Source organism: Streptosporangium sp. NBC_01639 (assembly GCF_045209755.1).
GTDB lineage: Bacteria > Actinomycetota > Actinomycetes > Streptosporangiales > Streptosporangiaceae > Streptosporangium.
The window spans coordinates 2732947-2756068 of sequence record NZ_CP109272.1; the positions used below are offsets into that span (position 1 = coordinate 2732947).

The 23122-nt window shown below is 70.1% G+C and carries 22 protein-coding genes; 8 read left to right on the top strand and 14 right to left on the bottom strand.

Features of this window, described 5'->3' with window-relative positions; genetic code table 11:
* The first annotated feature begins 20 nt into the window (after positions 1–20).
* The 5 genes from OHA77_RS12270 to OHA77_RS12290 all read left to right on the top strand — a co-directional run bounded on the left by OHA77_RS12270 (position 21) and on the right by OHA77_RS12290 (position 6501).
* Positions 21–326 (top strand): hypothetical protein, encoded by a 306-nt coding sequence (locus OHA77_RS12270; protein WP_406318143.1) that lies wholly within the window; start codon positions 21–23, stop codon positions 324–326.
* Between the two features lie 6 nt (positions 327–332).
* Complete coding sequence (locus OHA77_RS12275) at positions 333–1547, top strand: hypothetical protein (RefSeq protein WP_406318144.1); 1215 nt, start codon at positions 333–335, stop codon at positions 1545–1547.
* Between the two features lie 414 nt (positions 1548–1961).
* Positions 1962–2732 carry an ABC transporter ATP-binding protein gene (locus OHA77_RS12280; RefSeq protein ID WP_406318145.1) on the top strand — a complete coding sequence of 257 codons (771 nt, stop codon included), beginning with the start codon at positions 1962–1964 and terminating at the stop codon, positions 2730–2732.
* A gap of 1 nt (position 2733) precedes the next feature.
* Entirely contained in the window at positions 2734–5247 is a 2514-nt protein-coding gene (locus OHA77_RS12285; protein ID WP_406318147.1) for an ABC transporter permease, read from the top strand.
* Positions 5248–5547: 300 nt separating this feature from the next.
* The gene (locus tag OHA77_RS12290; protein ID WP_406318149.1) at positions 5548–6501 is read left to right on the top strand and encodes a helix-turn-helix domain-containing protein; all 954 of its coding nucleotides are present in this window, start codon (positions 5548–5550) and stop codon (positions 6499–6501) included.
* Positions 6502–6755: 254 nt separating this feature from the next.
* Here the strand turns inward: OHA77_RS12290 and OHA77_RS12295 are convergent, their stop codons facing one another.
* The 4 genes from OHA77_RS12295 to OHA77_RS12310 form a co-directional block, all read right to left on the bottom strand.
* Positions 6756–7073 (bottom strand): hypothetical protein, encoded by a 318-nt coding sequence (locus OHA77_RS12295; protein ID WP_406318150.1) that lies wholly within the window; start codon positions 7071–7073, stop codon positions 6756–6758.
* Between the two features lie 394 nt (positions 7074–7467).
* Entirely contained in the window at positions 7468–7737 is a 270-nt protein-coding gene (locus OHA77_RS12300; RefSeq protein WP_326820498.1) for a hypothetical protein, read from the bottom strand.
* Entirely contained in the window at positions 7734–8480 is a 747-nt protein-coding gene (locus tag OHA77_RS12305; RefSeq protein WP_406318151.1) for a toxin glutamine deamidase domain-containing protein, read from the bottom strand. The genes OHA77_RS12300 and OHA77_RS12305 overlap by 4 nt, the downstream gene beginning before the upstream one ends.
* A gap of 79 nt (positions 8481–8559) precedes the next feature.
* Positions 8560–9036 carry a MarR family winged helix-turn-helix transcriptional regulator gene (locus OHA77_RS12310; protein ID WP_326820496.1) on the bottom strand — a complete coding sequence of 159 codons (477 nt, stop codon included), beginning with the start codon at positions 9034–9036 and terminating at the stop codon, positions 8560–8562.
* Positions 9037–9120: 84 nt separating this feature from the next.
* On the opposite strand from OHA77_RS12310, the gene OHA77_RS12315 reads away from it, so the two are divergent.
* A complete protein-coding gene (locus OHA77_RS12315) occupies positions 9121–9687 on the top strand; it encodes an NADPH-dependent FMN reductase (RefSeq protein WP_406318152.1) in 567 nt (188 codons plus the stop codon).
* Positions 9688–9749: 62 nt separating this feature from the next.
* Here OHA77_RS12315 and OHA77_RS12320 read toward each other — a convergent pair whose 3' ends face one another.
* The 10 genes from OHA77_RS12320 to tnpA form a co-directional block, all read right to left on the bottom strand.
* On the bottom strand, positions 9750–11393 hold the full coding sequence (locus tag OHA77_RS12320) for a molybdopterin-dependent oxidoreductase (protein WP_406318153.1): 1644 nt from the start codon (positions 11391–11393) through the stop codon (positions 9750–9752).
* Positions 11394–11540: 147 nt separating this feature from the next.
* Positions 11541–11915, bottom strand: a complete 375-nt coding sequence (locus OHA77_RS12325; protein ID WP_406318154.1) for a hypothetical protein — start codon at positions 11913–11915, stop codon at positions 11541–11543.
* Between the two features lie 2 nt (positions 11916–11917).
* A complete protein-coding gene (locus tag OHA77_RS12330) occupies positions 11918–15022 on the bottom strand; it encodes an NUDIX domain-containing protein (RefSeq protein WP_406318155.1) in 3105 nt (1034 codons plus the stop codon).
* 69 nt (positions 15023–15091) lie between these two features.
* A complete protein-coding gene (locus OHA77_RS12335) occupies positions 15092–15259 on the bottom strand; it encodes a hypothetical protein (protein ID WP_406318157.1) in 168 nt (55 codons plus the stop codon).
* Positions 15260–15455: 196 nt separating this feature from the next.
* Positions 15456–16070: an RdgB/HAM1 family non-canonical purine NTP pyrophosphatase gene (rdgB, locus tag OHA77_RS12340; protein ID WP_406318158.1), complete on the bottom strand. Its 615-nt coding sequence runs from the start codon at positions 16068–16070 to the stop codon at positions 15456–15458.
* Positions 16067–16783: a ribonuclease PH gene (rph, locus tag OHA77_RS12345; protein WP_326820492.1), complete on the bottom strand. Its 717-nt coding sequence runs from the start codon at positions 16781–16783 to the stop codon at positions 16067–16069. Before rph ends, rdgB begins: the two co-directional genes overlap by 4 nt.
* A gap of 5 nt (positions 16784–16788) precedes the next feature.
* Positions 16789–17541: an MBL fold metallo-hydrolase gene (locus tag OHA77_RS12350; protein ID WP_406318160.1), complete on the bottom strand. Its 753-nt coding sequence runs from the start codon at positions 17539–17541 to the stop codon at positions 16789–16791.
* 64 nt (positions 17542–17605) lie between these two features.
* Positions 17606–18427 (bottom strand): glutamate racemase, encoded by an 822-nt coding sequence (gene murI, locus OHA77_RS12355; protein ID WP_406318161.1) that lies wholly within the window; start codon positions 18425–18427, stop codon positions 17606–17608.
* 68 nt (positions 18428–18495) lie between these two features.
* Positions 18496–19287 carry a thioesterase family protein gene (locus OHA77_RS12360; protein WP_326820489.1) on the bottom strand — a complete coding sequence of 264 codons (792 nt, stop codon included), beginning with the start codon at positions 19285–19287 and terminating at the stop codon, positions 18496–18498.
* 188 nt (positions 19288–19475) lie between these two features.
* On the bottom strand, positions 19476–19976 hold the full coding sequence (gene tnpA, locus OHA77_RS12365) for an IS200/IS605 family transposase (RefSeq protein ID WP_406318162.1): 501 nt from the start codon (positions 19974–19976) through the stop codon (positions 19476–19478).
* A gap of 23 nt (positions 19977–19999) precedes the next feature.
* On the opposite strand from tnpA, the gene OHA77_RS12370 reads away from it, so the two are divergent.
* Both OHA77_RS12370 and OHA77_RS12375 read left to right on the top strand, forming a co-directional pair.
* On the top strand, positions 20000–21151 hold the full coding sequence (locus OHA77_RS12370) for an RNA-guided endonuclease InsQ/TnpB family protein (RefSeq protein ID WP_406316993.1): 1152 nt from the start codon (positions 20000–20002) through the stop codon (positions 21149–21151).
* A gap of 129 nt (positions 21152–21280) precedes the next feature.
* Positions 21281–23107 (top strand): DUF3352 domain-containing protein, encoded by a 1827-nt coding sequence (locus OHA77_RS12375; protein WP_406318163.1) that lies wholly within the window; start codon positions 21281–21283, stop codon positions 23105–23107.
* Positions 23108–23122 lie beyond the last annotated feature (15 nt).

Consider the following 23122-nt stretch of genomic DNA (forward strand, 5'->3'; position numbering starts at 1 on the left):
CGGAAAAGGAGCGACAGGCGATGCGAGTTGACCATACGTCACTGGCCGACGCCCGGGGCCAGACGGAGGATGCGGCCCGCCGACTCGCGTCGGCACTGCGCCGAGCGCTGACCGGGACCGGTGGGCGGGCGTCGGGAGACCCGCGGCACCCGGGAGCGGAATTCGACGAGGAGTACGCCCGGCTCATGGAGCACGCGCCCCAGGCGCTGAGCTCGCTGACCGACCGGGCAGCCGATCAAGCGGCCCGCCTCTTCAAGGCGGCCGCCACCCATGCCGCGGCCGAGCAGGGCGCGGGCGACACCGTCCAGCGCATCACGGACAGGTGAGCGGCCATGGGCCTGGAACTACCCGCTGGGCTGGCGTCGCTGCACGGCTTGCTGGGAGATGACGCGCCGTGGCCGGACCCCGACGAGGACGACCGCCTGCGGTCAGCCCGTGCCTGGTTCGACCTGGGGGATGAGGTGAAAGCGGCCTCCACCCAGCTGGACCAGGTGGCGGAGCTGGTGTCGGCGCATAACAGCGGAGACGACGTCGACGCCTTCAAAAGCGACTACAACGACGAGGAGGGGTTGCGGCAGACACTGGCCAAGAGCGGAGCCGCCGCCAACCTGACCGGGCTGGGAACGCTGGCCGTGGCGCTCTTCCGGGTCGTCTGGAAGGGCCTCGTCATCTACTTCCTGGCCATGCTGCTGCTCGCGCTGATGCGTGCGGCGCTGAGCGGCCCCTCTGGAGGGATCTGGGCCGCGTTACGGGTGGCCGCCTCCCGCCGCTCGCTCCGCTATCTGCTGGAGCGGCTGAAGCTCAACATCGGGCAGATCACGACCAACACCGTACGGCAGGCAAGGAACCTGCTGCCCACAACCGCCCTGGTCACCACCACTTACTCCATCACACCACTCGCCGTGCTGATCACGAAAACCGGCATTTTCAAGTCCGACGAACAGGCCCGGCGTGAGACGGAGCAGGCGCTCAACGCCACGCCCATGGGGCGGGAGGCACTCGCCTGGGCGCGAGAGCACGGCGTGACCATCCTGTACCAGGATTTCGGAGACACCTGGGAGGCCGGACTGTATACCGACGGGCTCAACGTAATCCAGGTGGACACCTCCGGGTTCACCACCACACCCGCAGACATGGCCGCCATCGTGGTGCACGAGGTCAATCACGCGCGCCGGGACGGGACCCCGGACCCCCTCCTGATGAGCCGTGAGGAGTACGTCGCCGCCGCGATCAACGAGGAGGCGGCGGGCGAGGTGCTCCGGATCAAGTTCAGCGAACAATACAAGGAGGCTCACGGTCAGGGGTCGGAGGGCCGATATGGGTCCTACTACCGCCACGGCTACGAGAACGCGGTCGAGCAGGCCGAAACCGACCGCCGGAACGCCGGGGAGGCGCCACTGACCGCGAGCGAGAGGCAGCGGATCGGGGAACAGGGCGGGCAGGCGGAGATAGCCAAGGAAATGCGCCAATTCTCCCCCTATCCGCAGCGGTACGGCGACGCGTGGGACAAACGCTTCTTCACGGCGCCCATCGAGAAGCTGTACTGAGAGGCGCTCGCGGCGCAGGTACCACGCTGTGCCCGCCCGCCGGCCCAGGGCATCGTGGCCGATCTGGTGGAGGCCGGCTACCTGGAGCGCCTCCGGGTTGGGCGCCGCAACCACTACCGGATCAGGCCCGATCAGCACTTCCGCCATCCCGCTGAGGCCGACATGCCGGTCAGGGTGCTGATCGACATGTTCACCCACCGTGACCTACCGTCCGACGCGCTTCAGAAGGCATCCGCTTCGGGTGGCTCCGCCTCGGCCGAATGGCCGAGACGGGCCTACCCCGGAGGTGGCGGCGGCCGCTGCGGGAGCGCCCTCCGGCTGAGGCGAGGCCCGTCCTGGAGGCCGATGACCTGCGGATTCTCCGGCAATAGCGTTTACCTCGTCATGGTGCGGACTTTGCCGAGGAGGGTTGACGTGACTGTTGCCGGAGGGGTCGGCGTGCGGAGCGCGCGGGAGGATGGGACGGCCGCCGTGGTGGCCAGGGGCCTGTCGAAGGTGTACGGCGAGGGTGGTGCGGCCGTACACGCTCTCCGGGGGGTGGACGTCTCCTTCGCGACGGGTGCCTTCACCGCGATCATGGGGCCCTCGGGGTCCGGCAAGTCCACGCTGATGCACTGCCTGGCCGGGCTGGACACGGTCAGCGGCGGGCAGGTGCACATCGGTGACGTGGAGCTGACCAAGCTGGGTGACAAGAAGCTCACTCTGCTGCGCCGGGAGCGGATCGGATTCATCTTCCAGGCGTTCAACCTGTTGCCGACGTTGACGGCCGAGCAGAACATCCGGCTGCCGCTGGAGATCGCCGGACGGCAGGCGGACGCCGATCTGTTCGACCGCGTGGTGGAGACCGTGGGTCTGCGCGACCGGCTCGGCCACCGGCCGACCGAGCTGTCGGGCGGCCAGCAGCAGCGGGTCGCGGTGGCACGTGCTCTGATCAGCAAGCCGCAGGTCATCTTCGCCGACGAGCCGACCGGAAACCTGGACTCGCGGAGCGGGGCCGAGGTGCTGTCGTTCCTCCGGACGTCGGTGCACGATCTCGGTCAGACGATCGTGATGGTCACCCATGACCCGGTGGCGGCCTCCTACGCCGACCGGGTGGTCTTCCTGCGTGACGGGTCGCTGGTCAGCGAACTGGTCGGGCCGACGCCGCAGAGCGTGCTGGACACGCTGATGAAGCTGGAGGCCTGAGGTGCTGAGGGCGACCCTGGCCGGGCTGCGGGCACACAGGTTGCGTCTGCTGCTCACCTCGCTGGCGATCGCGCTGGGGGTGGGGTTCATCGCGGGCACGTTCGTGCTCACCGACACCATCGACGCCGGTTTCACCCAGAAATTCACTGCGGCGGCCGACCGGATCGACGCCGCCGTGCTGCCGGGATCGGGCGCGGCGGCGGCCACGGTGCCGCGCATCTCCGGTGCGGTGCTGGAGCGGATCCGCGCCGCCGACGGCGTCGCCGACGCGCAGGGGCTCGTACGGGGCACGTCCGCCCTGATCGGTAAGGACGGCAAGGCCGCCGGTGACCGTCCCACGGCCGGAGTCTCCGTCGCCGAGGGGCCGCTGAACCGCACGACGATCACCAGTGGCGCGGCTCCCCGGTCGGCGACACAGGCGGTGCTCGACGAGAACACCGCGAAGACGCGCGGTTTCGCGGTGGGTGACACCATCACGGTGCTGGACTCTGAGAACACCAGGCACGAGTTCACCCTGGTGGGCCTGTTCGACGTGGGTCTGGACCAGGAGCTCGGCTTCTTCGGAGCGGTGGGTTACACCACCGGCACGGCTCAGGCGATGACCGGGGAGAAGGGCTTCCGGGAGGTCGACGTCGCGGCGGCCGAAGGCGTGACGCAGGAGAGGGTGCGCGGTGCGGTCGCCGCCGCGGTGGGACCGGATTATCAGGTCATGACCGGTGAGCGGTTCGCCGAGGACATGGCCGAGCGGAACGGCGCCGACACCGAGATGATCAAGATCGGTCTGCTGTTGTTCGGTCTGGTGGCGATGTTCGTGGCCGCGCTGGTCATCTACAACACCTTCACCATCCTCATCGCCCAGCGGACCCGGGAGATGGCGCTGCTGCGCTGCATCGGCGCGACGCGGGGGCAGGTGTTCGGCTCCATCGTGCTGGAGTCCGCCGTGGTCGGTCTGGTCTCGTCGGTGCTGGGCCTGCTGCTGGGCTACGGCCTGGGCGCGGGGGCGCTGGCCGTACTGAGAGCGGCCGGGGCGCCGCTGCCCTCCGCGACGGCCGCTCTGGAGCCGCGTACGGTGGTTCTCGGCCTGCTCGTCGGTCTCGTCGTCACGGTGGGGGCGGCGCTGCTGCCGGCCAGGTCGGCGACGCGGGTGGCGCCGATCGCGGCGCTGCGCACCCAGGTGGAGGAGCGCACGTTCAGGGCGGGCCTGGTCCGGGTGGTCTTCGCGGTGCTGTTCCTGGTGGCGGGGGTGGGTGCCACGGTGGCCGCGCTGCGCATGGAGAGCGGCCAGCCGGCGCTCATGATGGTCGTGGCCGGCGGATCTCTCGTCTTCCTCGCGGTGCTGGCCCTCGGTCCGGTGATCGTCAAGCCGCTCGGCGCCTTCGCGGGCTGGCTGCCCGCCAGGGTCTTCGGGGTGCCCGGCAGGCTCGCCGTGGACAACTCGGGGCGCAATCCGAAGCGGTCGGCCACGACCACCGTGGCCCTGACCGTGGGCGTCACGTTGATGACGATGCTCGCCGTCCTCACCGGCACCATCCGGGCGACCTACACCCAGAAGCTCGACGAGCAGTTCCCCGTCGACTACATGGTGCAGGCCCAGGACCGTACCTCCGGTCTGCCCCGGGCGCTGGCCGAAGACCTGCGGACCCGGCCGGAGCTGACCTCGGTCGTCGCGTTCCGCGAGACCGCCGTCGAGGGTGGCGGGGGCGGGAAGTACGAGGTCGGGACGTTCACCGCGGCTCCGGACTTCAGGCCGGAGCTTCATACCGGCTCGATCGATCTCCTGCGGCCCGGAACGGCCGTCGTCGCCGACCATGTCGTCAAGCAGTTGGGGATCAAGGTCGGTGACCGGCTGCCGATACGGACGACCAGGGCCGGCACGGTGGCTCTCACGGTGGTGTCCACCTTCGACTCGCAGAACACGAGCCTGCCCGGGGTGACCGTGCCGGAGCAGGACTTCAGGCGGTACTTCGGCACGGTCGACGACAGCCTCGTGATGATCAACACCAGGGACGGTGTCGACCCCGGGCAGGCACGCAAGGTGGTCGAGGCGGCGGCGCAGCCGTACCCGACGGCGAAGGTGGCCAGTTCGACGGAGGTCCGGGGCGAGTTCGACGAAGCGCTCGACATGATGCTGATGATCATCACTGGCCTGCTGGGCCTGGCGGTGCTCATCTCGTTGCTGGGCATCGCCAACACGCTGTCGCTGTCGGTCCACGAACGGACCCGGGAGTCGGCGCTGCTGCGGGCACTCGGCCTGACCCGGCCTCAGCTGCGGCGGATGCTCTCGGTGGAGGCACTGATCCTGGGGCTCGTCGGGGCGCTGGTCGGCGTGGTGCTCGGGGTCGCGTTCGGCTGGGCCGCGGCGCGGACGATGACGGGGGACGTCGTGTTCCGGCTTCCGGTCCTGCAGATCCTGGCGTTCGTGGCGCTGTCGGGCCTGGCGGGGATGCTGGCCGCCGTACTGCCGGCCCGCGGGGCGGCACGGGCCTCCATCGTGGGGGCCCTCGCCGCCGGCTGACCGGGGCCTTCCCGGTGGCCGGGGCGCCTTCTGCCGGGGGCGGCGCCCCGGCGTGGCCGGCGCTGGTATCGCTGCAGGGCCGACAGGGGTGGGATGCCGGCAACTCGTCATCGAATCTCCTTGAACGTGGAGACCCGGGCTTCAGCCGCGGGGAGGAAGCCAACGAGGTGCTCGGTCCGCGATTGAGGCCCCGCCGGTGCTGAACCGAGCGGTACAGGCGGCGCGGGCACGTCCGAAGTGTGAGGCACGCATCACGGGCAGGTTCTTCCTGACACCGGTTACCCGATGGATGATCTGAGGGTGTTGCTGCTCGATACCACCTGTGTGCCCGCCGCGAACCGGGCCGAGGCGTTCCACGAGGCCATGGCGAGCGGGTCGGTGGTCAACAAGGTCGTGCACGAGGAGCCCGCGGAGGGCATCCGGGCCCGCATGGAGCTGTGGAGTTTCGGCCGCGTCAACGTCCTGGCCTCTACCAACACCGGTTTCCGCCTCATCAGGACGCCACGGCTGATCCGGATGGACAGCGACGTCCTCATCAGCCTGGCCCTCCAGGTGCGCGGTACGGCCAGGTACGAGCAGCAGGGCGAGCAGATGCACCTTCGCGAGGGCGACCTGCTGCTCACCGACCTGACCCGGCCGCGCGAGTACGGCTGGTCGGGTGAGGGGGCCGCGCAGGCATTGCTGATCCCGGACCAGTTGCTCGGTCTGTCGCTCGACCTCGTCCGCCAGGCTGTCTTCCGGCTGCCCTCCAGCCCACTCTACCCACTGGTCAGCGCACATCTGACGGCCCTCGGACGCGACCTCGGCCGACTCAGCCGCGATCCCGGCGCGAGCGCGCTCGGCAACGCGACGCTGGAGCTGGCGCGCGGCCTGATCCGGTCGGCGGTCGGCGACGACGCGCTGCTGCGCGAGGCCATGGCCGACACCCTGCTCCCCCGCGTGCTGGCCTACGTGGGTGACCGGATCGCCGACCCGGGACTGCCCCCGCAGCAGATCGCCGCGGCGCACAACGTTTCCGTCCGTCACCTCTACCAGGTCTTTGAGCGCGCGGGCATGAGCCTGGAGCAGTGGCTCATCGAACGGCGGCTCGAAGCCGCGCGCGCGGCCCTCGCCGATCCCCGCGCGTCCCGCCGGACGATCGCGGCGATCGCCCTGTCCTGCGGATTCACCAGTGCCTCCCACTTCACCCGCCGGTTCCGCCAGGCGTACGGGTGCACGCCCAGCGAGTGGCGTGCCGCCGCGCGGACCGGGTGACACGCCCGCATCGTGAGGCCGCCACGGGAGCGGCACCGGAGCCGACTTTGATCGTTGCCGGCCGCGCCGGTCGGAGGGCACGGCGCCGTCGCAGACGGCACCCGTGTCTGCGGTGTTCCGTGCCCACCGTGGCGGCGCGGCCGGCTCAAGCGGTGTCGGCGATCCGCGCGGCGCGACCCGTGTCGACGACACCGGACGGAGGGACCGTCACGGGGAGGTCGGGTGGGATCGGGTCAGGAGCGCGGGTGCGTGGATCAGAAGCACTCTTCCTGAACCTTGAGCGCATGGGTTCTCACCAGGTAGGCGATCTGTCCGGATAGCACGGGGGTCAGGTCTTCCAGGGTCTGATAGACCACCTTGGGGTCGCCGGTGCCGGGGTCGCGGCCCAGCTGGCGCAGCACCGTCCGGGCGTCGGCGACGGCCGCCCGGCACGCGGGCGTATAGGAGGAGATCCCGGCCTGAGCCACGCTCGCACCGGATGTGGCCGCGTGGCCGGCGGCGGCACTGGTGATGGCACCGGCCAGCAGGGAAAGACTGCACAGGGCGGTGACCGCCGCGCGTCGGATGAACATGAGATCTCCTAGGGTCTCCGGGGAACTGCCAGGGGTTCTGCGATCAGTAGATGTTCACACCACGAGCCCGTCGGCAGGCGCCCCAGGACGCACGGTGATGACCCCTGTCTGCACTCCTGAACCCACCCGGCGCAGCGGCCCCATGACACCCGCTGAGGGGGTGAACCCGTACTCGGCAGACCGGGAAACACGCAGACCGTCAGCCCGCCCTCCTTCCCGATGGCCGGGAGCACGCAGACCGTCGGCCCGCCATCCTTCCCCGTGGCCGGGAGCACGCAGACCGCAGCCGGTCATGTCCCCGGGCGCCTACGGGTAAGATCATCTGGTGCACGCGGTACCAACCGCACGGGCGAGTCCGCCGTCCCCGACGGTTCCGCTTCCGGGAAGGGCGGGGCTATCGGGGACGGTGCCCCGGCCACTGTTCGGCCACGGTCTCGGGGTTGAGCAGGGGGCGGATGACGACCTCGCCGGTGGTCGCGTCGATCACCACGCAGCCGCCGCCGACGGTGTCGGGCAGCATGCCGGGGTCGTCGGGTTCGGACTCCTTCGACCAGGCCACATAGCCCTCTTTGAAGGCATATATCCTGATCTCGGTTGCGGAGTCGGGGTTCCGGGCGCCGTTGAAATACTCCTCGGCGACCGCCCTGGCCTGGTCGGGATTCACAGCCGCCGACCCTCCCCGTCGATCACCACGCAGAAGACGCCGGTCACCGATTCGTAGGGCGGGCCGACGGCCATGTGTCCCCGCTGCGCGTCGATCCAGATCACCTCGCCGCCGGAGTTGACCGCGTTCCAGGCGTGACTGCCCCCGCCCGGCCAGCGGTTGACGATGATCGCGGCGGCACCGTGTCCCCCGGCCAGGAGCGCATGGCCGATCGGGACGTAGGCGTGACGCCCCTGCCCCACATACTGGAAGCGCTGGTTCAGCCACCGCTCGGCTCTGATCACCCCTCCGGCCTCACCGGTGAGCAGCGGCTTGCCGACCCGGTCGTACTCCGGACGCCGGGGCGCGGCCACCATCGGCGCGCCGTACCAGGTGGAGAGCACCGCCAGCGCGCAGTCCACCGCGTTGGTCGCCCGGAACGGGTCCTCCGCGGCACCGGCCCCGTTGATCAGCCTGATCCACATGCCCCGCGGGTCGGGGAACCGCCGCGGCGTCCCCTGCTCCGTCACCGGTACGGCGCGCAGGATGTCGTCCTGGGTCTGCGGATCGGGCCTGGCCAGACCACCGGCCACGCCGTACGGCCTGCACTGCTCCAGCCAGGGCGGTCTCCACTGCCCCCGGTCGACCTCCCGTGGCACCGCCACGACGGGCTCCAGAAACTCCAGTTCGAAGTCGCGCCACCGCTGCCCGTCCGCGGTCACGACCGGGTTGTAGCCCCCCGTGGGCAGAAACACCTGAGTCATCCGGTCCCCCTCGCCCATCCGCCCCGCACCCGCCCGAGGTTAGGGCGGCGCTACGTGCCGTACTGCCGAGTTGACCAAATCAGGGGCCGGTGTCGCCCCGGGTTTCGGCGAGATGCGCGAGGACGGTGTCCGCGATGTCACCGAGGGTGGCGATCTGCTCTTCGGTGAGCAGATCGATCAGGTGGCGCCGGACAGACTCGACATGCCGGGGGGCGGCGGCCTCGATGGCACGCAGCCCTCCGTCGGTGAGCACGATGTCCGCACCGCGGGCGTCGGTGGCGCACTCCTCACGGGTGACCAGGCCGCGTTCCTCCATCCGGCTGATGTGCCGGGACAGACGGCTCTTCGACCACAACATGCGCGCGGCGAGCTCGTTCAGCCGCCAGCGGCGGTCCAAGGCGTCCGACAGCGCGGACAGGACGTCGTAGTCGGGGTCGGACAGGCCTGAGTCATGTCCCAGGTCACGGGTGATCTGGGCGTCGAGCAGCAGTCGCATCCGGCGGTAGCCGAGCCACGCCCGGAACTCACGCTCGTCGAGCCATCGCGGGTCGGTCATGGGAGCACTCTAGCCTTTAGTTGACATGTAACCAAAATCTGGGCACGCTGTGTTTACACGTAAACAATTTGCGGGGAGCCCACCATGCCGTTGTTGAAAGTCATCGTCGCCAGCACCCGTCCGGGCCGGATCGGCCGCGGCATCGGGGACTGGTTCGCCGGACACGCCGCGGAACACGGCGGGTTCGACGTGGAGATCGTCGATCTGGCCGAGGTCGGCCTGCCCTTTCTGGACGAACCCGAGCACGCGTCCACCGGGAACTACGTCCATCAGCACTCCAAGGAGTGGAGCGCCACGATCGGCGAGGCGGACGCGTTCGTCTTCGTCATGCCGGAGTACAACTACGCCTTCAGCGCGCCGCTGAAGAACGCCATCGACTTCCTGTACTACGAGTGGCGCTACAAGCCGGTCGGCTTCGTCAGCTACGGCGGGATGTCCGGCGGCCTGCGCGCCGTCCAGATGATGAAGCAGGTGGTGACCACCCTGCGCATGGTCCCCGCAGGTGAGGCGGTGACCGTCTTCACCCGCAGGCAACTCGACGCGGACGGCCGGCTCACCGTCGACGAGGGTCTGTCCGCGTCGGCGACCGGGATGCTGGACGAGCTCGGGCAGCTCACCGCGGCGATGTCCGCGATGCGGAGCGCGAGCTAGCGACCCGTCACCCGCCGGCCTCGACGTTGGCGCCCGGTGCCGTCCGAGCCGGCCGGGAGGGCTCAGCCGACCTGGACGCCGACGCTGTGCCAGCCGGTGGCCCCGTCGGGGACCACCCCGGCACGGTCGGCGGTCTGGGTGTAGCCGGTGGCGTCGGTGGCCCGCACCTCGATGGTGTGGCCGCCCGGAGTGGCCTCCCAGTCGTCGATCACCCACTGGCGCCAGGTGTCGGCGGTCGGCGCCTCGGCCAGGCGCGCCTGACGCCACTGTCCCCGGTCGATCCGTACCTCGACGGCGTCCACTCCCTTGTGCTGCGCCCAGGCGACACCCGCGATCACGGTACGGCCCGGCGACAGGCGGGCACCGTCCCTCGGCAGGTCGATGCGCGACTCCGTCTTGATCGGTCCCCTGGGCGACCATCCCCTGGGCGTCCAGTAGGCCTCGTCCTCGTCGAACCGGGTGACCTTGATCTCCGTCACCCACTTGGTGGCTGAGACGTATCCGTAGAGACCGGGGACGACCTGGCGGGCCGGGAAGCCGTGGTCGACGGGGAGCGCCTCGCCGTTCATTCCGAAGGCCAGCAGCGCGTCGCGCCCGTCGAGGACGACGTCGACCGGGGTGCCGGCGGTCCAGCCATCGGCGGAGGTGCTGAGCAGCATGTCGGCTCCCTTCTGCACACCCGCGTCACGCAGGACCGCGGCCAGGCTGGTGCCCAGCCATCGGGCGTTGCCGATGTAGGGGCCGCCGACCTCGTTGGAGACGCAGCACAGGGTGATGTCGGCCTCCTGCAGGGGACGTTTCATCAGGTCGGCGAAGGTCAGCTCGACGGGTCTGTCCACCATGCCGTGGATCTTCAGGGTCCAGCTCCGCGGATCGACCTGCGGCACCACCAGGGCGGTGTCCACCCGGTAGAAGTCGCTGTTGGGGGTGACGAACGGCGACAACCCCCTGATCCTCAGGTCGACGCCGGCGGGGAGCGGCGCGGCCGGGGTGGCGGGGCGGGGCAGCCGCAGGTCGACCCGGGCCGCGGACACCTGTGCCCGCCCTGACAGTGTCCGTCCGATCACCCCGGCCACTCCCGCCAGGACGATGCCGCCGGCCGTTCCGACCAGCAGGCCACGCCGGTCGAGCGCGTAGCGGCCGCCGCCCGCCCGCATGACCGGCGGGACCGGCCCCTCATACGGCTCCCGCTCCCTGGCCCCGGCGGCCGAAATCTCGCCGGGCGGCTCGGCCGCCGTCTCGGGCTCGGGGGGACCGCTCACCGGAACGAGGGCGCGCCTGATGAGATGGCGCAGGGCGAACATGGCGGCGGCGACGCCGGCCACCGTGGGAACGACGTCCACGGCCTCCGCGCCGGGACGGGTCAGCACGGCCGCGATGCCGACGACACCGAAAACGGCCAGGACCGCCAGGCCGTACCGGAGGTCGCGGACGGCCGGCGGGCCGATGGCCGCGGCTGTCGCGGCGAGCACCAGGACGATGCCCGTCAGCAGGACGGTCTTGTCGTTCTCGCCGAAGGTGCGGATCGCGAAATCCTTCAGCGTGGCCGGGGTGAGGTCGACGGCGGCGTTGCCGACCGCGACGACCGGGAAGGCCGAGGCCTTCACCAGCCCCGCGACCAGCAGGGACACCCCGACCGCCACCGCACCGGACACCAGGCCGATCAGCGTCGCCGCCCACCGGGGCGCACGCCTGTTACTCTCCATCCTCCGACGGTACGCCCGGTGGGGGGCATCGGTCCTTACACATCGGTTACCGGCCGCTCGGCCCCGCTCCGGACATCGCCGAAGGCCGGGCTCTCGCAGCATCGGCGCCCCCGTTCCGCGTCAGGTCTCAGGCTCCCCGGAGGTCTTTCAGGAGCGGTCGGCGAGCTCGGAGAGCCCGGCCAGGCTGGAGATCTCACTCTCCGCGTCGACGGGGACGGATCCGCACAGCGCGTCCTCGGCCTCTCCCGCCCACCTGCGCAGCGCCGCGAATGGATCGTCTCCCGCCGCCTTGGCGGAACGCAACCGGCCGACCCACGCGACACTCGCGTTCATACCCGCTCCGCCGGAGGTGGCGGCCGGGACGAAGCCCGCGGCGTCGGACATCGAGGCGACCCAGAGGAAGCCCAGCGGCAGGCCCTCGCGGGTGACCAGGACATAGCGGACCGGCCCGTCGGTGGTCCAGGACCACTCCTGCGGGGCGTCGAACGTGCGGAACTCCGGATCGTCCCACTGAGGCTCCATTTTCAGCCCTCCTCACCCAGCACCGTACCGAACACCTTCCAGCCGCCGTCCTCGTACAGCACCTTGTCGATCCGGTAGCGGATGCCGCGGTCGAGCATCAGCTCGTGGGTCGGCTCATGCGCCTCGGCGTTCGGATGGAGATCGGTCATGTGAATCGCGTGCGTTCCCTCAGGGACGCGGAGCCAGAGCTTGACCAGCGATTCCAGATCGGCGGCCAGGTGCACGTAGCTTTCGGGGTTCTTGGCGGTCGAGGTGGACGTATAGGCGCGATTCTCCTGGACCGTCCCCTCCAGCTGCGCGATCGGCCGGTCGAAGGCGGCCGGAGTGACATGGCGGGCGACGACGACGTCCTCGGGGACGACGGACTGGTGCATCCCCGAGTCGATGTGAGTGACGTGCTCGGCCGCGGCGGGCGAGTGGTGGCCGTGGCCGTAGAACGGATCGTTGATCTCTCTGAAGGTCGGCTCCCTACGGTAGGCGTCCAGCGAGTTCTTCTGGGTGTCGGTGAGCCGCTCGGACTGCGGCACCATGGCTCTGTCCACCCAGGCGTCGTACTCTGCCTGGGTGCGGAAGCGCACCGCCCCCTCGCTCCACGCGGGCAGCCCCGACCAGTCACTGATCTCCTGTGCCACGAACACGCGTCGGCTGAGCATGTCCTCGAACGGCGGGAAGCGCCCGCCCACGAAGCGGGCGAGCTCCTCGGCCGGCGACCGCCACGCCGTGCGCTGGTGGACCGTCAGCGTGTTCGTGTCCGGGTCATAGGTGGCCGGATTGAAGTCCTCCTTCCCCCTGGTCTGCTCCTCGAAGGTCCGTATCTCGATGTTGAGGCCGAGTTCTCTGATCTTGGCCAGGTTCTCCGCGTGCAGACCGCCGAGACCGTCCAGCTCCGCGACGACCTCGGCGATCCGTCCGGCCTGAACGGCCTCCCGTTCGGCCCGTGCGACCTCGTCCGCGGAAGCCCTTCCCGATTGCCGCGCCTCGTCGGCGGCCGCCCTGGCCGTATCCGCGGCCGACCGGGCACCTGCGACGTCACCGTCGGCGAGGGCGTCCCTGGCGTCGTCGAGGTGCCTGATGTCCCCGGCGGTCCTCATCAGCGCCGTACGCACATCGGGCCATGTCGCCGCGAAGCCCGGATGGAGGTTCATGTTCTCGACATCCTTGACCGGCACCCACTTCAAGGCCGTGGACTCCTCTCCCGGATGCACGGGATGGCGGTCGGAGACCGAGGCGAACACCGTGTCGTACGACCAGCCTCCGTGATCGTCGTGGTAGGCCCCGCGCACGTGCACCGATCCGGGGTCGAGATTGCTCTCCTCCATCGCCTCGCGCAACGCAGCCGCCGCGGCGCTCTCATGCAGGTCGCGAGCCCCGCCGAAGACAGCCCAGGTATCACCGTGATGAACGAAGGGCGAACGCTGCTGCATCAGGACGTGGATCTCACCGCCGGGATCGCGATGGAAGACCATCAGGCCAGAGGCGCCGTGCCTGCCCCAGTGCTGGTGGCCCTCTTCGCAGAAGACCCAACCGTCCCCCGATTCGCGTTCCCGGATCTCCACCGGTAGCAGGACATCGGCATCCGGCTCTCCCCTGTGCGGAGTGTTCGGAACGTCATGGGCCTCCTCCCTGTGCGGGGCGTCCGGGACGTCTCCGGCATCCTCCCAACCGCCGCCGTTCCAAGTCTGCGGCCCCTCCTCGGCGTGCGCCGATGGTTCCGGGAAGCGTTGCGGCGCCGATCCGCTCGGCTGTTCGGGCGGCCGGTTGATCAACCGGTCGATGCGCGAGCTCGGCTCCGTGCCATCGGGTCGGCTTCCCGGGCCCGGCGCGCTGTCCGTCCTTCCGGTGGTGGGGCGCACCCCTTCGGCCGCACCGCCGTCCGTTCTCGCGCGGGCCGGCGCGGGGTGCGCCGTCTGCTGCGCCGGGCTCCCTGCCGATAGCGCTCCACCGTTCGGTACGGCACGGCCATCCGAGCCGGCAGGCGCGCGCACTCCCACGGGGGAACCGTGCTGGCCGACCGGGGAAGAGGGGTCCGCTCCACCAAACGGGGTGGAGGGAGGACGGGTCACCTCCGGGGTGGGGGCGTCGGCCTGGCTGAGTGAGGTGGCACGGCCGGGACCGGACAACGGATCGGAGCCGGGGACGTGGGAGTCAGGATGGAGTGGAGGCGTGCTGCCACCGGGCGGGGGGCCACCGGGCGGGGGGCCACCGTGCGGAGGGCCACCGTGCGGAGGGCCTCCGGGTGGCGGGGAGCCTCCGGGCGACGGTGGGCTGCCGTGGGGGAGGGTCGTGGTGAGGTGCTGGCCGTCGGCGCCCAGCGCGCTGGAGGTGACGGCCTTGGCGAGCAGGTCCCAGTCGAAGTCGCCGCTGATGATCATGCTGGCGGCGGTGGTGATGCCACCGGTCAGCGCGTACTGGGCGGCCTGCCCGTACAGGGAACTGGTGGCGGCGGCCAGCAGTTTTTCGGCCACGCTCATCTCCGCCCGCGACAACCCCGCCTGCAGGGCCGGAGAGGCCAGATGGGTCAGCCCACCCGACAACCCGCCCATCAGGAAGCCCATCGCCCCGCCGGTCACCGCGGAGATCAGCAGCTGCCGTTCATCGAAGTCGTCGCGGCGGCCCCGGGCGATCTGCAGGTGCTGGACCCCGCCCTCCATCCCGCCGACGATGGCGGCGAACAGCACCATGTTGGCCAGCGCCCGCCGGACGATCTGCCTGACCATCAGCCGGGCCAACTGCACCCGGGCCGGGATGAACGCCAGACTCGCGCCCCCGCTGGCCACCGCCATGGCCAGCAGGTAGCCCACCTGCACGATCAGCAGCCACACGGTGGCCTCGATCATGTACCTGGCGTACTGGATCTGCACCCCGACGTTGTTCAACCTGACGGCGGCGCCGATCAGCCGGTTGACCAGATCGGCCACCTGCCCGCCCGCGACCCGGGTGACATGCTCGGCGAAGGCCTCGTGTGCCGCACCGTCCCACGCCTGGCCGATCTTGTCCGCGCTCTGCGGCTGGTCGGCCCAGGTGCCCGCGACGACCTCATGCGCGGCGGTCACACAGGCGTCGGCGAGCCGGAAACACCCCTCCTCGTCCCCCTCGGGCCAGTCCATCCCGACCACCCAGCCGATATACGGCTTGGCCCAATCCGGGGTCAGAATCCCGTCAAACCCCACAGGCGATCAGCCGCCCATGGCACTGGACTGATCGGCCCGCTGGTATCTCCCGGCGTCGGCACGGAATCCGGCGGCGATACCGTCCAGCTCCTCGATACAGACGCCGAAGATCCCAGCTTCGAGGCCGGGCACCACCTTCTCCAACTCGGCTCCGTACCGATCGTCTCCAAGCACGCCGATCCCGATCGACGGCCGCGCGCAGCACCTCGCGTGTCCGGATCATGCTATCCCGCCGCTCGCCGACGGCCGAGGCCTGACAGCGGAGCGACTGCTTCACCTAGCGGCCGGGCTCCGTCACGCCGGCCGTACCGGTGCGCCGGGAACTCACCGACTGTGTCTGTCGCCGTTCTCTCTCAGCGCTCACGGCCTGCTAGGAGATCATCTCGGCGAGGACGGGAGCCAGCGCGCGGAAGGCGCGGCCCCGGTGGCTGATGGCGTTCTTCTCCGCGGCCGACAGCTCGGCGATGGTCCGGCTCTCCCCCTCGGGCACGAAGATCGGGTCATAACCGAAGCCGTTGGTCCCGCGCGGGGCGTCGACGATCAGGCCGGGCAGCACGCCCTCGGCCACCCGCTCCTCACCTGATGGCAGAGCCAGCGCCGCGGCACACGCGAAATGGGCTCCCCGGTGCTCCGGCGGCACGTCGGACACCTGCGCGAGCAGCAGGTTCAGGTTGGCCACGTCGTCGCCGTGCCTGCCGGACCAGCGGGCCGAGAAGATGCCCGGCATGCCGTTCAGCGCGTCGACGCAGACGCCCGAGTCGTCGGCGATCGCGGGCAGGCCCGCTGACTGGGCGACGGCATGGGCCTTGAGCAGGGCGTTCTCGGCGAAGGTCAGGCCGGTCTCGGCGACGTCGCCGATCTCGGGGAACTCCTCCAGGCCGATGATCTCCACTGGCACCGAGGCGTCGGCCAGGATGCGGCGGAGCTCGACGATCTTTCCGGCGTTGCGGGTGGCCAGAACCAGCCGGTCCGAGGTCGTGCTCATGCCAGCGTCTCCCGCTGCAGCCGGGTGAGCTCGGCGCACCCGGCGACCCCCAGGTCGAGCAGCTCGTCGAGGGCGCCCCGGTTGAACGGCTTGCCCTCGGCCGTGCCCTGGACCTCGACGAACTCGCCGGCGCCGGTCATCACCACGTTCATGTCCGTCTCGGCGGCGACGTCCTCGGTGTAGCAGAGGTCCAGCAGCGGGGTGGATCCGACGACGCCGACCGACACGGCCGCGACCGAGTCGATCAGGGGGTCGCCCTTGCACATCTTCCGCTCGCGCATCCACGCCACCGCGTCGGCCAGCGCGACGTAGGCGCCGGTGATGGCGGCCGTGCGGGTGCCGCCGTCGGCCTGGAGCACGTCGCAGTCGATGACGATCGAGTTTTCACCCAGGGTCTTGTAGTCGACGCAGGCCCGCAGGGACCGGCCGATCAGACGGGAGATCTCGTGGGTCCGGCCGCCGATCTTGCCGCGCACCGACTCGCGGTCGTTACGGGTGTTGGTGGCGCGGGGCAGCATGGCGTATTCGGCGGTGATCCAGCCCTGGCCGCTCCCCCGGCGCCAGCGGGGCACGCTGTCCTGCACGGAGGCGGCGCAGAGCACCTTGGTGCCGCCGAACTCGACGAGCACCGAGCCCTCGGCGTGCGCGAGCCAGCCGCGGGTGATCGTCACGGGGCGGAGCTGATCGGGAGAACGTCCATCTGCACGGGCCATGAACCTCACCCTAGGTCATATAGGGCCCCGCTCCGCGCGAGTTCGGTCCGTCCGCCGAAGCCGCCGAGGGAAGCCTCGTGCAGAACACGCTCCTGGTCGTACCAGGGCACGAGGTGGGTCAGCACCAGGGTGCCCACGTCCGCCCTGGCCGCGTGTTCGGCGGCCTGGCGGCCGGTCAGGTGCAGATTGGCGGGCAGGCCGGGCCGCTCCAGGAAGGACGCCTCGCACAGGAACACATCCGCCCCCGCGGCGAGCTTGACCAGTTCGGTGGACTCGCCGGTGTCGCCGGAGTAGGCCACCGAGCGCCCGCCGTACGAAACCCGGAACCCGTAGGCCTCGACCGGGTGGTTCACCGGTGCGGCGGTGACCTCGAAGGGGCCCACCTCGAAGACGCCCGGCTTCAGCCCGATGAAGTCGAAGGCCGTCTCCAGCCCCGGCTCGTCGGGCATGCCGTAGGCGGCGGCCAGGCGGCGGGGGGCGTCGGCGGGGGCGTGCACCGGCACCCGGAGGAACGGGCCCTGCGGGGAGTAGGTGCGCACCACGTGGTAGGAGCACATGTCGAGGCAGTGGTCGGCGTGCAGGTGCGACAGGCAGATCGCGTCCACGTCGTAGAGGCCGATGTGCCGCTGGAGTGCCCCCAGGGCGCCGGTGCCGAAGTCCAGCAGCATGCGGAACCCCTCGGCCTCCAGCAGGTAGCAGGAGGAGGGGCTGTCCGGGCCGGGGAAGCTCCCAGAGCATCCGATAACCGTCAATTTCATGGCGACCCCTCTTCATCGTGTTCTGCCCTGTCACGCCACTGCCCGGTGCCGGTTGCCGCGCTTCTCACGAGTGGTGTCCGTTACCGGAGACGTCTCCCACCGGCGCGAGCTCGACCGCCTGGATCTCCGGTCCCAGGAAGCGCTGCCCGAGCCGTTCGAACAGGACGGTGTCGCCGGTGGCGGCGAACCGGTGCCGGGGAGTGCCGCCCTCGGCCGCCAATCCCCGGTCGTGCAGGATGCGGTAGACGTCCTTGGCCGTCTCGTCGGCGCTGGAGACCAGCGTGACGCCGTCTCCCGCAACGTAGGAGATGGGGGCGGTGAGCAGCGGGTAGTGCGTGCACCCCAGGATCAGCGTGTCGCACCCGTCTGCCAGAACCGGTCGCAGATACTCACGGATGACCTCGATGAGCTCCTCGCTCGTCGTCTCCCCGCGCTCCACGAACTCCACCAGCCGGGGTGCCGCCACCCCGGTCAGCAGGACGTCGGGGGCGGCGGCGAACGCGTCGTGGTAGGCCATCGACTCGATCGTGGCCCTGGTCCCGATGACCCCGACCCTGCCATTGCGGGTGGCCCGCACCGCCCGGCGCGTCGCCGGCTGGATCACCTCGACGACAGGAACGTTGTAGCGTTCGCGCGCGTCCCGCAGCACCGCCGCGCTGGCGCTGTTGCACGCGATCACCAGCAACTTGACATCGTGCTCGACGAGGTGGTCCATCACCTCCAGCGCGTAGGCGCGGACCTGCGCGATGGACTTGGGACCGTACGGCTGGCGTGCCGTGTCGGCCACGTAGAAGATCGACTCACTGGGCAGCTGGTCGATGATCGCCCTGGCCACCGTGAGCCCGCCCACACCGCTGTCAAAGATTCCGATATTCGCTTGCGACACGCTTCCCAAGGTTAGGCGACCCGGGGCGGATGCTCACGGTAAGAATCCTCACAACGCTGATTCGGGGCTCAGCCTCGGCCCACCCGGGCGAGTTGGCGGGACTGGGCGACCAATCGGCCGGCTCCGTCCCAGACCTCGACCTCCTCGTCGAACCAGCCGTCGCTGATCATCCGGCCGCTGCCGAGCAAGGTGAGCCAGCCGGGGGCGGGCAGGGCGCGCAGGTGCCAGGTGAGATCGACGGTCGGGGCCCAGCCCCGGGCTCCGGCGGAGAAGACCACCGGGGGGAGGGCGTCCACGGCCAGCGCGAGCACGTAGGGGTCGGGATCCTGCGGTTCGGCCATCCGGAAGTAGGCGCGGGCCTCGGGGCGGCCGGTGGGGTTGCCGTCGAGCCAGCCGATGGTGGGCGGGTCGAACGCCATCTCCATCTGCGCGTTGAGCGTCATGCCCGACTCCGGCCTGGGGTCGGGCAGCCTGACGCACTGCTCGACGGGCGGCATGACCGTCGAAGGGCCGTCCGTCCAGTCGGGGGAGGCGTCGGTCAGGGTCGCCGTCGTGACAAGGGTCTCAATGAAGGACGTGTCGTCCTGGACCAGGGTCGCGCGGGTCATCGCGGCGGTGCGGCCGGCCTTGATCTGCTCCAGCCGCACCCGGGCGGGGCCAGGCCGGGGCGCACGCAGGAACTGGGCGCTGGTGGTCACCGGATGCCCGTGCGGGGAGGCGTCCACCACGGCGCGCAGGAGCACCGCCATCAGGTAGCCGCCGTTGAGCGGCCCGCCGATCGAGTATCCGGGGTCCAGGCACACGTCATAGGTGGTCTCGTCCACCCGGATGGCCTGCGTCGCCTCGTCGAACTTCGTCATCCACACTCCCGAACCTTATTCTAGAGCGCTCACTTTACCCAGTCCGCACGGTCGGCGCCTCATCGGCCCGGTTCCGCCTGGGAGCGCCTTTCCCCCGCATGACGCTCGCGGAAGTCTCGGAACGGCAGGCGGGCAGGGCGGCCGGAACAGCGGTGATCACACTTGGACCGAGCAATCGACCAGTTAGTTCAACGAGGTCTAGCCAGGAATCCCGGCCCCCCAGGGCCGGGAGGAATGGCTTCCCTGCCTGCGCCCGGACGCCAGTCCGGGCGTTTTTGGTTCTCGATGTACTCGCGGATGATCTGAAGCGGTGCGCCGCCGCAAGATCCGGCGAAATACGAGGGCGACCACAGGTGGCCATGCATGATGTGCCGGTTGATCCGGCCGGTGAACTCCTTGCGCAGGTAGTGCGCGGAGACGCCTTTGAGTCGGTTGACCAAGGTCGTGATGGGCAGCTTGGGCGAGTAGTGCACGAGCAGGTGCACGTGATCGTCCTCGCCGTTGAACTCCCGCAAGGTCGCGCCGAGCTGGGCGCACACGTCCCGCATGACGTCCTCGCAGCGGGTGAGCATGGCGTCGGTGAGGACATCACGCCGATACTTCGTGACAAAGACAAGATGTACGTGAAGGTCGTAGACGACGCTACGACCGCGCCTTACCAGCGGATCTGGTTCCCACCGTGGTGACATGGATAAGAAGCTACAATATGGGAATGAAGATCGTGGTGCAGGTGAAACTGCTCCCGGACGCGCCCACCGAGACAGCCCTCCGGGAGACGCTTCGCGCCTGCAACCACGCCGCCAATCACGCCTCCCGCCGCGCGTTCGACACCGGGATAACAGGCAAGACCTCGTTACAGCGCCTGGTGTACGGGGAGCTGAAGGAGATGGGCCTGTCTGCTCAGCCCGCGATCCATGCCGCCCGCAAGACGGCCGGGGCCTACGCGACGCTGACGGCGAACCTGAAGGCCGGGAACTACGGCCGCGAAGGATCGAAGCGACGCACGATCGTCGAGGCCAAGCCGATCCGGTTCCGCAAGGACGCCGCCCAGCCGTTCGACGACCGATGCCTGTCCTGGCAGACGGACGCCCGCACCGTCTCGATCTGGACCGTGCGTGGACGCTCCGGCCGTATCCCCTTCGCGTGCTCCCCGCAGCAGTTGAAGACGCTCACCGAGCACCGCCGGGGCGAAAGCGACCTGGTGTACCGGGGCGGCCAGTGGTACCTGTACGCCACCTGCGACATTCCCGAGCCCGAACTGATCGAGCCGGACGCTTTTCTCGGCGTCGACCTCGGCATCGCCAACATCGCCACCACTAACGACGGCACCGTCCACGCGGGCAAACACTTAAACCAGGTCCGCCACCGCAACCGCCGCCTGCGCAGTCGCCTCCAGGCCAAGGGCACCACATCCGCCAAACGGCTCCTGCGCAGGCTCTCCGGCCGGGAAGCACGCTTCGCCGCCGACACCAACCATCGCATCTCCAAGCAGATCGTGACCGAGGCCCAACGCACCTGTCGCGGCATCGCCCTGGAAGACCTGGGCGGCATCCGCGAGAGGGTACGGCTCCGCAAGCCCCAGCGGGTCACGCTGCATTCCTGGAGCTTCCGGCAGCTCGGCGCATATATCGCCTACAAGGCGACCCGCGCCGGGCTGCCGGTGGTTCATGTGGACCCCCGTTACACCTCTCAGGGGTGTTCGGCATGCGGCCACATCGACAAGAAGAACCGGCCCGACCAGGCCACCTTCTCCTGCACGTCGTGCGGCTTCGCTGAGCACGCCGACGTGAACGCAGCCCGTAACATCGCCGCGCGCGGTGCCGCGAGCTGGGCAGTGAGTCACGCTGCCGACGACGCGGCCTGATCCGTGCACCCCATGCACGGCGAGGAGCTGCAAGCTCGACCCTTCAGGGCCGAGAAGCTGACTGCAAGCCGCCTGCTAGCGATGTGCACTAAATTATTTTTATTCCATAAATCCACATTGTGAGTGAGCATGTCTGCCAACAATCCCCCCGGCCAGTCACCCCCACCGGATCAGGAGCCAGACCGCACGATCGCCTACCGGCCGCAGAACGGCCCGTCATACCCCCAGGGCAATCCTCAGCAGGGCGGTTACCCGCAGCAGCCGCCCGGGGGATACCAGCAGGGCCAGCCGCAGCAGGGATACGGTCAGCAGAGCCAGCCGCAACAGCCCTACGGCCAGCAGCCCTACGGTCAGCAGGGTCAGCCGCAACAGGGGTACGGCCATCAGCCCACCTACCAGCAGCAGCCCTACGGTCAGCAGCAGGCCTACGGTCAGCAGCAGCCCTACGGCCAGCAGCCCGGCTGGCAGCAGCAGGGCCCGGACTTCCTCGGCGCCGGGCAGCCGCCGGCCCCGCCCGCCCGCAAGGGCGGCAAGGGCTGGCTGATCGCGGTGATCGCGGCCCTGGTCGTGGCCCTCGTCGGCGGCGGCGGCGCCTACGCGGTCAGCCTGCTCAGCGGCGGCGGCACCCAGCCCCACGACGTGCTGCCCGGCAGCGCCATCGGGTACGTACGTCTCGACCTCGACCCGGCCGCCAACCAGAAGCTGGCCCTGTTCAGCATCGCCCGGAAGTTCACGGCCACCAAGGACTCCTTCCGCGGCGAAGACCCGCGTACGGCCCTGTTCGACCTGCTGAACAAGAACGCCGACGCCAAGATCAACTACGCCGCCGACGTCGAGCCGTGGCTCGGCAGCCGGATCGGCGTGGCCGTGCTCCCGCCCGCCAACGGCAGCGAGGAGCCCGGGTTCGTGGGGGCCATCCAGGTGACCGACGCGGAGAAGGCGAAGGCCGGCATCGCCAAGATCGCTGACGGCGACAAGTACGGCATCGCCTTCCGCGAGGACTACGCGCTGATCGCCGCGACCCAGGCGGAGGTCGACCAGGCCGCCCAGGCGGCGCCGCTGACCGATCTCCCCACCTTCTCCGACGATCTGAACGACCTCGGCGAGACGGGCGTGCTCTCCTTCTGGATGGACGCGGGCAGGGTCGCCCAGCTCACCCCCCAGGTGGCCACCCAGGATCCCGCCGCCCTCGCGCAGCTCAAGAACCTCCGGGTGGCCGGCGCGCTCCGCTTCGACGAAGGCTACGTCGAGCTGGCCGGCATCAGCCGCGGCGCACAGGCTCTGGAGGGCATGGGCGAGCCCGAGGTCACCGGGATCGGCAAGCTTCCGGCCTCCACCGCGGGCGCGGTCTCGTTCTCCGGCCTCGGTGACGTGGTCAGCAAGCAGTGGGCCCAGATCCTGAAGTCGGCCGACCAGACCGCCGGCGGCGGCCTGCAGCAGTTCGCCGACCAGGCCCAGCAGCAGGCCGGGCTGGCGCTCCCCGCCGACCTGGTGACGCTGCTCGGCAAGAACCTCACCGTGGCGGTGGACGGGACCGGCCTCGACGGCGACCAGCCCAAGATCGGCGCCCGGATCGTCACCGATCCCGCCAAGGCGCAGGAGGTCGTCGGCAAGATCGAGAAGCTCCTCGCCGGAGACGGCACCGGCGGCGGCCTCCCGCCGATCGCCAAGGTGCCCGGTGACGGCACCCTGGTGCTGGCCAACTCCCAGGAGTACGCCGCCGAGCTCGCCAAGGACGGCACCCTGGCCGACGACGAGAGCTTCCAGCTCGCGATCCCCGACGCCGGCAACGCGACCGCCGCCGCCTACGTCGATCTCAACAAGATCGAGAAGCTCTACCTGCAGAGCATGCAGGGCGAGGCCAGGACCAACCTCCAGCAGCTGCGTGCCGTCGGCATCAGCGGCACGCAGTCGGGCGGCGACGCCTCGTTCTCCCTGCGGGTCCTGTTCGACTGAGTCCCGTCCCGCCGG